This is a genomic window from Bradyrhizobium uaiense (assembly GCF_010811875.1).
GTDB classification, from domain to species: domain Bacteria; phylum Pseudomonadota; class Alphaproteobacteria; order Rhizobiales; family Xanthobacteraceae; genus Bradyrhizobium; species Bradyrhizobium uaiense.
The window spans coordinates 1-12,320 of the sequence record NZ_VKHP01000260.1; the positions used below are offsets into that span (position 1 = coordinate 1).

Here is a 12,320-nt window from a genome sequence, read left to right on the forward strand (position 1 = left end):
GTCGGCGGCCTCTGCGTGTCGCAACTGCTGACGCTGTTCATCACGCCCGTGATCTACATCTATCTCGACCGCATCGACCGCAGGCTGCGCCGCAAGCTCGATCCGCAGGCAGAGGCGGATGGCGACGTCGAGCGGCCGCAGGTGGTCGCGGCGGAATAGCCAGCCGTGCCGCGCGAGCCGCAAAACAGCTCGCGAAGAAACCACCCAGGATGCGGAAGCGTTAGATCGAGAAGCTGGTGCCGCAGCCGCAGGAGGCGGTGGCGTTCGGATTGACGACGCGGAACGAGGCGCCGATCAAATCGTCGACGAAGTCGACTTCCGAGCCCGCCAGGAACGGGACCGAGGCGGGGTCGATCAGCACCACGGCGCTGTCGCGCTCGATCACGAGGTCGTCATCGGCCTGGATGCGCTCGACGTCGAATTTGTACTGGAAACCGGAGCAGCCGCCGCCCTCGACGGAAATGCGCAGCTTGGCGCCGTCGCCTTCCTTGCTGAGGATTTGCCCGATGCGGCGGGCGGCCCGTTCGCTGACGGTGATGGCAGCAGTCATATCGGTCTCCGAAACCTTATCTCGGCATGATCTGATCGGATCAGACCCGGCGTCATAGCCAATTCATTTGGTCGGCCGCCTCAGACATAGTTAAGTGCGTCGAACCATGGAATCAAATGGATAAGGACTAAAATACCGTGTCGGTCGGAATGGCTGCCCCCCGCGCGCCTTATGCCTGCGATCCCGACCGCAGCCGTGGCCGGCTGGTCACGGAGCCGCCGAGCCGGACCCGCAGCCCGTTCCGGCGCGATTGCGACCGGGTGATCCACTCGACCGCATTCCGCCGTCTCAAGCACAAGACCCAGGTCTTCGTCTTCCACGAGGGCGATCACTACCGCACCAGGCTGACCCACACGCTGGAGGTGGCGCAGATCGCCCGCGCGCTGGCGCGCCAGCTGGGCGTCGACGAGGACCTGACCGAAACATTGGCGCTCGCCCACGACCTCGGCCATCCGCCGTTCGGGCATGCCGGGGAGCGGGCACTCGACGAATGCCTGAAAGATGACGGCGGCTTCGACCACAATGCGCAGACGCTGCGGGTCGTGACCTCGCTGGAGCATCGCTACCCAGAATTCGGCGGGCTGAACCTGACCTGGGAATCTCTCGAGGGGATCGTCAAGCACAACGGCCCGCTCACCGAGCGCAATGGCGCGCCGGCCGGCCGCTATCTGCAAAGCGGCATTCCGGTCGGGATCGCCGACTACAACCGGACCTATGATCTCGAGCTCTGGAGCTATGCCTCGCTCGAGGCGCAGATCGCGGCCTTCGCCGACGACATCGCTTATGACGCGCACGACATCGACGACGGCCTGCGCGCCGGTCTGTTTGCGGTCGACGACCTCAAGGAGATGCCGCTGACCGCGGACATCATCGCCGAGATCGATCGCCACTATCCCGGGCTCGACGAGGTCCGGCGCGGCGCCGAACTGGTGCGTGAGCTGATCTCACATTTCATCAACGCGGTCTTCAATGAGGCGACCCGGCGCCTGGCGGCCGCCCAGCCGCAATCGGCCCAGGACGTGCGCCACCACAATGCGCCGCTGATCGCGTTTCCGCCCGAGGTGGCCGAGCAGGAGGCGGCGATCAAGGCGTTCCTGTTCCGGCGGATGTATCGCCATCCGCGGGTGATGCTGGTCATGCGGGAAGCAGAGCAGGTGGTCCGCAATCTCTTCGAGCGCTACCGCCAGTCGCCCGGCGACCTGCCGGCGGAATGGATCGAGGGGAGCGTGCAGGAGACCGCGGGCGCACGGAACAGGCGGATCGGCAATTTCATTGCCGGGATGACCGACCGTTTCGCCCTGATCGAGCACCAAAGGCTTTTTGACTCGACCCCGGATTTGCGTTAGCGCCCTGCCATGGCCGACACCACTGCTTCACCACACCTTTTTGCCGACATGCTGACGCGCGTGCACGCGATCTGTGCCGCTGTCGCAACCGAGGACAACTGGCCCGCGGGCATCGATCTGTCCCGTGTCGTGGTCGAGCCGCCGCGCGATGCCAGCCACGGCGACATGGCGACCAATGCGGCGATGGTGCTTGCCAAGGATGCCAAGGCCAAGCCGCGCGAGCTCGCCGACAAGATCGCCGAGCGGCTGCGCGCCGACGCGCTGGTGGCCTCCGTCGACGTCGCCGGACCCGGCTTCATCAACCTGACCCTGAAGCCGCAGGTCTGGGCGGACGCGCTGCGCGCCGTGCTGGCTGCCGGCTCCGCATTTGGACGCAGCGACATCGGCAAGGCCGAGAAGGTCAACGTCGAATACGTCTCGGCCAACCCGACCGGGCCGATGCATGTCGGCCACTGCCGTGGCGCCGTGTTCGGCGACGCGCTGTGCAGCCTGCTGCAATTCGCGGGCTTCGACGTCTGCCGCGAATACTACATCAACGACGCCGGCGCCCAGGTCGACGTGCTCGCGCGCTCGGCGTTCCTGCGTTACCGCGAGGCGCTGGGGCAGGATATCGGCGCGATCCCGGAAGGGCTCTATCCCGGCGATTACCTGGTGCCGGTCGGCGACGCACTCGCCAAGGAGCATGGCGCCAGGCTGCTCGACATGAAGGACGCCGAATGGCTTCCGATCGTGCGCGACAAGGCGATCGCCATGATGATGGAGATGATCAAGGGCGATCTCGCTGCGCTCAACATCCATCACGACGTGTTCTTCTCCGAGCGCTCGCTGACCACGTCCGGCAACAACAAGGTTGCCGAGACGATCGATTTCCTGCGCGCCAAGGGCGACATCTACGAGGGCCGCCTGCCGCCGCCGAAGGGCAAGCCGGTCGAGGATTATGAGGATCGCGAGCAGTCGCTGTTCCGCGCCACCGCCTATGGCGATGACGTCGATCGTCCGCTGATCAAGTCGGACGGCTCGTACACCTACTTCGCATCCGATATCGCCAACCATCGCAACAAGTTCGAGCGCGGCTTCACCAATCTGATCGACGTGTTCGGCGCCGATCACGGCGGCTACATCAAGCGCATGCAGGCGGCCGTGAAGGCGGTGACCGCCGGCAAGGCGACACTCGACGTCAAGATCGTGCAACTCGTGAAATTGCTGCGCGACGGCGAGCCGGTGAAGATGTCGAAACGGTCAGGCGATTTCGTCACGCTGCGCGAAGTGGTCGACGAGGTCGGCTCGGACGCGGTGCGGTTCATGATGCTGTTCCGCAAGAACGACGCGGTGCTCGATTTCGACCTCGCCAAGGTGATCGAGCAGTCAAAGGACAATGCCGTCTTCTACGTCCAGTACGGCCACGCCCGCGGCCATTCGATCTTCCGCAACGCACGGGAAGAGGCGGTTCCGGACCTGCCCGAGTCCGACGAAGCCCGGCTGGCCTATCTGCGCAACGCTGCGGTCGAACGGCTGACCGACCCGGCCGAGCTCGATCTGCTCAAGCGCCTTGCGCTCTATCCCCGCATGATTGAAGCTGCGGCGGTGGCACACGAGCCGCACCGAATCGCTTTTTATCTATATGATTTGGCCAGTGAATTTCATGCGCTTTGGACCAAGGGGCGCGATTTGCCCTATTTACGCTTCATTATCAATAATGATGCAGAAATCACGAGGGCGCGACTGGCAATGGTTCAGGGCGTCGTCTCGGTTCTGGCATCGGGCTTAGCTGTTCTAGGCGTCCACGCTCCGACCGAGATGCGGTAGGCAGGGGCATTAGGCCCTCACGAGTGGGGATTTGTGAGGGCATCTGGCAGGGGCCAACTCGTTCGGACCGGCTGTGCCGGCGATCTTGGCGCTGTCCCGAAGGGGATGCATCATCACGATGGCTGATCGATATCAGGACCGAAATTTTTCCGCCGACACGGCCTCCAGGGCCGAGAGCGATCCACTCGCCGAACTGGCCCGGCTGATCGGCCAAACGGATCCGTTCGGCAGCGCCAACAAGCCGCCGCCGCGTCCGCTGCAGTCGCGTGCCAATGCGCGGCCGCAACAGTACGAGCCCGAGGCGGAAGCGGACAACACGCCGCCGGCCGGCCCGCCGCCCTGGATGCAGCGCGCGCGGCAGGAAACCGTCGTTCCGCCGCCGGTTCAGCCACCGCCGGTGCAGCATACCGAGTACGAAGAGCCGGAGCAGGACTACCAGCCGAGCCCGGTGCATCCGTTGCACCGCTATGCGGCGCAGCAGCCGCAGCGCGCGCCCGAGCCGGTGGCACCCTATCGGCCGGTCGAAGCCCCGCGGCAGCCTGAGGCGTTTGACGACGAGCCGCACTATCAGAGCAGCGGTCATGAGCAGGATCCGTCGCGCTATGATGACGCGCTGTACGGCCAGCTCGAAGCCGGCGAACAGGATCTGCAGCGCGATCCGGCTTATCCGGAGGATCCCTACGCCTATGAGGCGTATGAGGAAGAACCCGAACCGCGCAAGCGGAGTAGCGGCCTGATCACGGTCGCCGCGGTGGTGGCGCTTGCGGTGGTCGGTACCGGCGCTGCGCTCGCCTATCGCAACTACGTCGGCTCGCCCCGCAGCGGTGAACCGCCGATCATCAAGGCCGACAACACGCCGACCAAGGTGATCCCGGCCCAGGCCGATGCGCCGGCCAAGACGCCGGACCGCATGGCGACGGGTGACGGCACCGAGAAGATCGTGTCGCGTGAAGAAACCCCGGTCGACGTCAACTCGAAGACCGCCGGACCGCGCGTGGTGTTTCCGCCGTTGAACGCGAATGCAAATCCGCCGCCGGTCGCCAGCGTGCAGACGGCGCAGCCTGCGCCGGCGCCGCTCAGCGCGAACGGGACCTTGCCGAACAACGAGCCGCGCAAGATCCGCACCCTCTCGGTCAAGGGCGACACGCCCGACGGCACGCAGGCCGCGGTCGCTGCACCGGCCAAGCCGCCGGCAACTGCAAAACCGCCGATCTCGCGCGGCAATCCGGCAGCGGCCAATGCCAGCGTGAATGCACCGATGTCGCTGGCCCCCGGCCAGGCTGACGCAGCTCCGGCTGCGCCTCCGACCCGGGTGGCGTCGACCTCGACCGCCTCGGTTGGCGGTGGTGGATATCTGGTCCAGGTATCGTCGCAGAAGAACGAGGCGGACGCGCAATCGTCCTATCGGACGCTGCAGGGCAAATATCGCAACGTGCTCGGTTCGCAGCCTGTGGTGGTGAAGCGCGTCGACCTCGGCGAGAAGGGCGTCTACTACCGCGCCTTCGCCGGCCCGTTCGCGTCCTCGGAAGAGGCGAACCAAGTGTGCCGAAGCCTGATGTCGGCCGGTGGGCCGCAGTGCCTCATCCAAAGAAATTAAAGGCCGTTTCCTTGACCCGTGAGCTGCATACGGCCTAATCGGCCGAATGACGAACCGCGCATTCATCACGGGCGTATCCGGCCTGATTCTCAATGACGCAGAACGCGAATTTATTCGCGCCGAGCGGCCATGGGGCTTCATCCTGTTCAAGCGCAATATCGAGAGTCCTGCCCAAGTGGCGGCTCTTGTTGGGGAACTCAGGTCCGCCGCCGGCATGGCCGATGCGCCGGTCCTGATCGACCAGGAGGGCGGTCGGGTGCAGCGCCTTGGCCCGCCGCACTGGCCGGTTTATCCGCCCGGCGCGAGCTTTGGCGCGCTCTACGACCTCGACCCGAAGCTTGGCCTGAGCGCGGCCCGGCTCAGCTCGCGGCTGATTGCAGCCGACCTGATCGACCTCGGAATCACCGTCGATTGCCTGCCTTTGGCCGACGTTCCGGTGGCGGGGGCGGATGCGGTGATCGGCAACCGGGCCTATGGAACCGAACCGGGCAAGGTCGCGGCGATCGCGCGTGCAGTCACCGAGGGACTGGAACAGGGCGGCGTGCTGCCGGTTCTCAAGCATATTCCCGGCCATGGCCGGGCCACCGCCGACAGCCATTTCCGGCTTCCGACGGTCGATACCGCCAAATCCGAGCTGGAACGGAGCGATTTTGCCGCGTTCCAGCCGCTGGCCGATCTGCCGATGGCCATGACTGCACATGTTGTGTTTAGCGCGCTGGACCCCGTCCATCCGGCGACGACTTCTGCGACAATCATCGAACAGGTGATTCGCGGCCTGATCGGGTTTCAGGGTTTGTTGATGAGTGATGACGTGTCGATGAATGCGCTGGCCGGATCAATTGCCGAACGGACCCGCGCCATCGTCAGCGCCGGCTGCGACATGGTTCTGCACTGCAACGGCAATATCGACGAGATGCGCGACGTCGCGCGGGAGGCGCCGGAACTGACCGGCAAGGCGCTTGAGCGAGCCAAGGCGACGCTCGCCGCGCGCAGGCCGCCCCAGCCGCTCGACCGGCAGGCGGCGCGGGCTGAACTGGATGCGTTGTTGGATCGGGTAGGGACGGCATGACCGCTGAAATTCTATCGTTTGAGACCGGGCGGCCGGCCGACCTCGCCGATGGCGAACCGGCGCTGGTGGTCGACGTCGAGGGGTATGAAGGCCCGCTCGACCTGTTGTTGACGTTGGCGCGGCAGCAGAAGGTCGACCTGTCGAAGATCTCGATCCTTGCGCTCGCCGACCAGTATCTTTCGTTCATCGAGGCGGCGCGCAAGATTCGCCTCGAACTCGCCGCCGACTATCTGGTGATGGCGGCCTGGCTCGCGTTCCTGAAGTCGCGGCTGTTGCTGCCCGAACCGCCGACCGCTGAGGGCCCGAGCGCCGAGGAAATGGCCACCGCGCTCGCCAACCAGCTGCGCCGTCTGGAGGCGATCCGCGAGGCAGCGAACCGGCTGATGAACCGGCCGCAGTTCCAGCGCGATATTTTTCCGCGCGGCAATCCGGAATCGATCGCCGAGATCAAGCACCCGAAGTTCACCGCAACCCTGTACGACCTGCTGTCGGCCTATGCCACGCAGCGCGCGTCACGCGTGCTGACCTCGGTGCATCTGGCCAAGCGGACCGTGTGGTCGCTGGCGGAAGCGCGCGCCTCGCTGGAGCGGCTGGTCGGCCTCGCCGAGGACTGGAGCTGCCTCGACGAGTACCTGATGAACTACGTCGCCGATCCCAAGCAGAAGGCGACGGTGTTCGCATCGAGCTTTGCTGCGGCCCTCGAACTGGTTCGCGAAGGCGAGATGGAAATCAACCAGAAGCAGGCGTTCGCGCCGATCTATTTCCGAAAGCGTCAAGCGCAGGCCGCAATGGCAGCGCCGGACCTGTCGGTTGAGTAAGTGGAAGAAGGAGAGCAAGCCCATGGCAAGCTTGGCGGAAGTGCGCAGAGACGAGCCCGAGGAGGAGATTTCTCCTATGGATCATCCGGTAGCGCGTCCTGAGGAATTGCGGCTCCTGGAAGCCCTGTTGTTTGCATCGGCGGAGCCGATCGATCAGGCAACGCTCGCAAAGCGGATGCCCGACGGCGTCGATATCAAGCAGGCGCTCGCGCAGTTGCAGGCGGAATATGCCCCGCGCGGCGTGAATCTCGTGCGCGTCGCCAACAAATGGACGTTCCGCACCGCGGGCGATCTGTCGTGGCTGATGACGCGCGAGAGCACCGAGACCCGGAAGCTGTCGCGTGCGGCGATCGAGGTGCTGGCGATCATCGCCTATCACCAGCCGGTGACCCGCGCCGAGATCGAAGAGATTCGCGGCGTGGTCACGTCGAAGGGAACGATCGACGTGCTGCTCGAGACCGGCTGGATCCGCCCGCGCGGCCGCCGCAAGACGCCGGGCCGTCCGTTGACCTTCGGAACCACCGACGGGTTCCTGTCGCAGTTCAGCCTGGAAGCGCTCGGCGATCTGCCGGGACTCGAGGAGCTGAAGGGCACCGGTCTGCTCGACTCGCGTCTGCCGACCGGCTTTTCCGTTCCGTCGCCGTCGGATGACGCGACGCTGCGGGAGGACGAGGAGCCGCTCGAGCCCGGCGATACGCTGGAACTGCTGCTGGCGCCGGCTGTCGAGCCGGAAGCGGAGGAGCCGAAGCCTGAGGCCGAAGCGGCTGCCGAGGTTGAGACCGCCGAGGTTGACGTGACGGTTGAGGCCGAAATCGAAGCCGAAGCGGAAGCTGCCGCCGAGGCGGACGCGGCCGAGCCCGACGCTGGTGAGCCGGACGAGCGCGCCGACCACGCGGGCGATGAGGACGACGCCGAGGACAGGGGCGAATAGCCCTAAATATTCCCGGTTAAGCCTAGCAATATTACGTAGCCGCGACAGCGATTTGCCGCGGCCGAGGTCCTTGTTTTTGACACCCCGCGGGCCTAACTTCCGGCCATGTTTCAGGCCGGTCCGCCGGCCATTTCTGGAGGGTTGCAGGATGGGTTCGCTGAGCATTTGGCACTGGATCGTCGTGATCGCAGTGGTCCTGCTGCTGTTCGGACGCGGCAAGATTTCGGACCTGATGGGTGACGTCGCCCAGGGCATCAAGGCCTTCAAGAAGGGCATGCAGGACGACGACAAGGTCGTGGAGAAGACCGAGCCCACCAAGTCGATCGATCACAATTCGACGCCGTCCGCCGCGCGCCAGGACGTCGGCAGCAAGGCCGTTTAACGCGCTTGTACTGTCGCATATTTCGACGTTTTTCCTTGCGCGAAACGGTGACGCCGTCGCAGAGACGCGCTATGGACGCCGATTGAGAAAAGGCGCCGGCAGCCCCAGATCCTTTCAGGGACCGATGGGACCGATGGCGGCGCGCTTAGGCGGAAGAATTCATGTTCGATATCGGGTGGAGTGAACTGGTCGTCATCGCGGTCGTCGCGCTGATCGCCATCGGCCCGAAAGAATTGCCGGGCGTGCTGCGCATGGTCGGGCAATGGATGGGCAAGGCGCGGAGGATGGCCTCCGAATTCCAGGGCCAGTTCCAGGAAGCCATGCGCGAGGCCGAGATGGCCGACCTCAAGAAGGGCTTCGACGAGGTCAGGGAAGCCGCAACCGGCATCACCAGCGGCAACATCATGACCTCGCTGCAGAAGGACGTCAGCGACGCTCTGCAGATCGACAAGCCGGTCGATGCCCAGGTCGCCTCCGCGATCGACGCACCGGTCACGCCGACGACACCGGCCGAGCCGACGCCGGAAACCTTCGTCGAGGCCGAGACCCATGCCGCCACCGTCGAGCCGCTCGCGATCACCAATGAGGTGAAGCCCGAGCCTGCGCCGCAGGACGTGACGCCGGCAGAGCCCGACGTGCTGAAGGACGCGAGGGCGTCATGAGCGCCGAAGATATCGAGGCCTCCAAGGCCCCCTTGATGGATCATCTGATCGAGCTGCGCTCGCGGCTGATCAAGGCGCTGCTCGGCTTCGCCGTGGCGTTCATCATCTGCTTCTTCTTCGCCAAGCAGATATTCAATGTCCTGGTCTGGCCGTTCATCTGGGTGGCAGGACCGGAGAATTCGAAATTCATCTACACGGCGCTGCTGGAGTATTTTCTCACCCAGCTCAAGCTCGCAATGTTCGGGGCCGCCTTCATCTCGTTCCCGATCGTCGCCGGACAGGTCTACATGTTCGTGGCGCCCGGGCTCTACAAGCATGAGCGCAATGCTTTCCTGCCGTATCTGGTCGCGACACCGATTTTCTTCGTGATGGGCGCGATGCTGGTCTACTTCGTGGTTTTCCCGATGTTGACCCGTTTTTCGCTCGGCATGCAGCAGACCGCCGGCGCGGAGACCGCCCAGATTCAGCTGCTGCCCAAGGTCGGCGAATATCTCTCGCTGATGATGTCGCTGATCTTTGCCTTTGGCATCGCGTTCCAGCTGCCGGTGATCCTGACGCTGCTTGGCCGGATCGGCATCGTCAACTCGAAGATGCTGAAGGAGAAGCGGCGCTACTTCATCGTCATCGCCTTCATCATCGCCGCAGTGCTGACGCCGCCCGACGTGCTGAGCCAGGCCTCGCTCGCGATCCCGCTGCTGGCGCTCTATGAGGGCGCCATCATCGCAGTCCGGATCGTGGAGAAGAAGGCCGCGACCGCGAGCACCTCGTCCGGGGCGCCGTCGGCGACCAATCCGGCGGAATAGGCTGTCTAGATCACATTCGGTGTCACACCTCTGTTGGAGATCGCCGCTTTTGCGGATGATGACCGGTGTGGTAGTGGAACGTTGACTGCCAACATGTTCGTTGGCGGTCAACGCTAGCCCGCCAGGACTGACCCATGCACGACATCAAAGCGATCCGCGACAATCCGACAGCCTTCGACGCCGGCCTCAAGCGCCGCGGACTCGGGCCCTTGTCGCCGTCGCTGCTGGCGATCGACGAGAAGCGCCGTGCCGCGATCCTGGCCTCCGAGCAGGCCCAGGCGCGGCGCAACGCGGCATCCAAGGAGATCGGCGACGCCAAGAAGGCGAAGGACGAGGCGCGCGCGGCCAAGCTGATGGCCGAGGTCGCAGAACTCAAGACCACGATGCCGGAGCTCGAGGCTTCGGCGAAGTCGGCCGATGAAGAGCTGACCAAGGAGCTGTCGTCGATTCCCAATTTGCCGCTCGACGAGGTGCCCGACGGCACCGACGAGCACGGCAACGTCCAGCACCATGTGTTCGGCAAGAAGCGCGACTACGGCTTTGCACCGAAGCTGCACGATGATCTCGGCACCGCACTCGGATACATGGATTTCGAGGCGGCGGCGAAATTGTCCGGCGCGCGCTTCGTCGTGCTGAAGAAGGGGCTGGCGCGGCTCGAGCGTGCGATCGGGCAGTTCATGCTCGACCTGCACACCGGCGAGCACGGCTATACCGAGATCAATCCGCCGCTGCTGGTGCGCGACGCCGTGATGTTCGGCACCGGCCAATTGCCGAAATTCGAGGACGACCAGTTCTGGGCAATCAAGGGTGAATTGCTCTCGACACCGAATGCCGATCTGCGCAGCGAGCGGCTCGGGCTGATTCCGACCGCGGAAGTGTCGCTGACCAACCTCGCGCGCGAATCCATCCTCGACGAAAAAGAGCTGCCGATGCGGCTCACCGCGCTCACGCCGTGCTTCCGCGCCGAAGCCGGTGCGGCGGGACGCGATACGCGCGGCATGATCCGGCAGCACCAGTTCACGAAGGTCGAGCTGGTGTCGATCACGACGCCCGAGGCCAGCAAGGACGAGCTCGAGCGGATGCTGTCATGCGCCGAGCAGGTGCTGCAGAAGCTCGATCTGCATTATCGCGTGATGACGCTGTGCGCCGGCGACATGGGCTTCTCCGCGCAGAAGACCTACGACATCGAGGTGTGGATGCCGGGGCAGGGCGACGGCGGCGCCTATCGCGAGATTTCGAGCTGCTCGGTGTGCGGCGATTTTCAGGCCCGCCGCATGGACGCGCGCTATCGCGGCCCCGACGGCAAGCCGCGCTTCGTGCATACGTTGAACGGCTCCGGCACGGCAGTCGGGCGCGCCTTGATCGCTGTGATGGAGACCTACCAGCAGCAGGACGGTTCGATCGCGGTGCCCGATGTGCTGCAGCCCTATATGGGCGGGCTCAAGGTCATCGAGCACGGCATGTGAGGCGAGGGCCAGTGTGATGCCGCTCCACCGTGACATCCACTGGCTTGGCAAGCAATGGGCCGTCACCGGCCACGGTCTGCAGCTGATCAACCAGAAGCAGATGGGCTATTACGACATCGAGGCCGCGCGCCTGTGGGAAGCCCGCGTGATCGAGGTGCAATCGAAGGCCTGGATCGACCGGGTGGACTTCGACAACGCGCTGGAGATCGCACGCGGCAAGTTCGCACACCTTGCACCGGCCGATCTGCCACCATCAGCGGCGGTCGCGTCGCCGCCGCCTCCAGTCAGGGCCACGCCGCCTGCTGCGCCGCTTGAAGCGACATCGGTGCCCTCCATCGAGGAGCTGCTCGCGCGGCTGAAATCGAAATCGGCAGCGGCGGCGCCCGTCGCAAGACCGGCCGAGGCTCCCGCACCGGCGCCGCCCAAACCCGAACCGCCGAGGCTTGAGCCTCGTAAGGTCGAACCGACCAGGGCCGAGCCCCTCAACCCGAAGCTTCCGAATCCTCCAAGGCCCGAGCTGTGCCCAACCGCGTTGGTCGCCCCCGAGCCGTCCAAACCTGAGGCCCGGAAGTCGGAACCACTCAAGGCTGAACCGATAAAGGCTGAGCCTGCCAAAGCTGAACGGCTAAAGGCTGAACAGATAGAGGTTGAACCTCTCAAGCCTGCAACGATCAAGCCCGCGCCTGCCAAGCCAGAGCCAGCCAAAGCTGAGCCTGCCGAACGCGAGGCTTCCAGGCTTGAACCTTCGAAGCCTGAATCTTCGGAGCCCGAACCCGTCAAGTCCGGGGCTCTCAAGCCCGAAATGCGCCAGGCCGCGCCGGCCAAAAAACTCGAGCCGCCGCCGCTGACACCCGTTATCACCCGTCTCTTCACACCATCAGCCGCTGCCG

At 64.9% G+C, this 12,320-nt stretch carries 10 protein-coding genes and 2 pseudogenes; 11 read left to right on the forward strand and 1 reads right to left on the reverse strand.

Features of this window, described 5'->3' with window-relative positions; genetic code table 11:
• Nucleotides 1–220: 220 nt before the first annotated feature.
• Nucleotides 221–550, reverse strand: coding sequence for an iron-sulfur cluster insertion protein ErpA (gene erpA, locus FNJ47_RS38805; protein ID WP_163161105.1), 330 nt, complete (start codon nt 548–550; stop codon nt 221–223).
• A gap of 137 nt (nt 551–687) precedes the next feature.
• On the opposite strand from erpA, the gene FNJ47_RS38810 reads away from it, so the two are divergent.
• The 11 genes and pseudogenes from FNJ47_RS38810 to FNJ47_RS38860 all read left to right on the forward strand — a co-directional run.
• Nucleotides 688–1,896: a deoxyguanosinetriphosphate triphosphohydrolase gene (locus FNJ47_RS38810; protein WP_175068479.1), complete on the forward strand. Its 1,209-nt coding sequence runs from the start codon at nt 688–690 to the stop codon at nt 1,894–1,896.
• Nucleotides 1,897–1,905: 9 nt separating this feature from the next.
• Nucleotides 1,906–3,702: an arginine--tRNA ligase gene (gene argS, locus FNJ47_RS38815; RefSeq protein WP_163161107.1), complete on the forward strand. Its 1,797-nt coding sequence runs from the start codon at nt 1,906–1,908 to the stop codon at nt 3,700–3,702.
• 118 nt (nt 3,703–3,820) lie between these two features.
• Nucleotides 3,821–5,299, forward strand: a complete 1,479-nt coding sequence (locus FNJ47_RS38820; RefSeq protein ID WP_163161108.1) for an SPOR domain-containing protein — start codon at nt 3,821–3,823, stop codon at nt 5,297–5,299.
• Nucleotides 5,300–5,345: 46 nt separating this feature from the next.
• On the forward strand, nt 5,346–6,368 hold the full coding sequence (nagZ, locus tag FNJ47_RS38825) for a beta-N-acetylhexosaminidase (protein ID WP_163161110.1): 1,023 nt from the start codon (nt 5,346–5,348) through the stop codon (nt 6,366–6,368).
• On the forward strand, nt 6,365–7,186 hold the full coding sequence (locus tag FNJ47_RS38830; protein WP_097672191.1) for a segregation and condensation protein A: 822 nt from the start codon (nt 6,365–6,367) through the stop codon (nt 7,184–7,186). The genes nagZ and FNJ47_RS38830 overlap by 4 nt, the downstream gene beginning before the upstream one ends.
• Nucleotides 7,187–7,208: 22 nt before the next feature.
• Nucleotides 7,209–7,953, forward strand: a pseudogene (gene scpB, locus FNJ47_RS38835) (SMC-Scp complex subunit ScpB); the annotation flags it as partial.
• 312 nt (nt 7,954–8,265) lie between these two features.
• Entirely contained in the window at nt 8,266–8,499 is a 234-nt protein-coding gene (locus FNJ47_RS38840; RefSeq protein WP_163161112.1) for a twin-arginine translocase TatA/TatE family subunit, read from the forward strand.
• Between the two features lie 161 nt (nt 8,500–8,660).
• A complete protein-coding gene (gene tatB, locus FNJ47_RS38845) occupies nt 8,661–9,161 on the forward strand; it encodes a Sec-independent protein translocase protein TatB (RefSeq protein ID WP_163161114.1) in 501 nt (166 codons plus the stop codon).
• The gene (tatC, locus tag FNJ47_RS38850) at nt 9,158–9,964 is read left to right on the forward strand and encodes a twin-arginine translocase subunit TatC (RefSeq protein ID WP_163161116.1); all 807 of its coding nucleotides are present in this window, start codon (nt 9,158–9,160) and stop codon (nt 9,962–9,964) included. The genes tatB and tatC overlap by 4 nt, the downstream gene beginning before the upstream one ends.
• A gap of 134 nt (nt 9,965–10,098) precedes the next feature.
• Complete coding sequence (serS, locus tag FNJ47_RS38855) at nt 10,099–11,430, forward strand: serine--tRNA ligase (protein WP_163161118.1); 1,332 nt, start codon at nt 10,099–10,101, stop codon at nt 11,428–11,430.
• Between the two features lie 16 nt (nt 11,431–11,446).
• Nucleotides 11,447–12,320 (forward strand): annotated as a pseudogene (locus tag FNJ47_RS38860) (hypothetical protein); the annotation flags it as partial.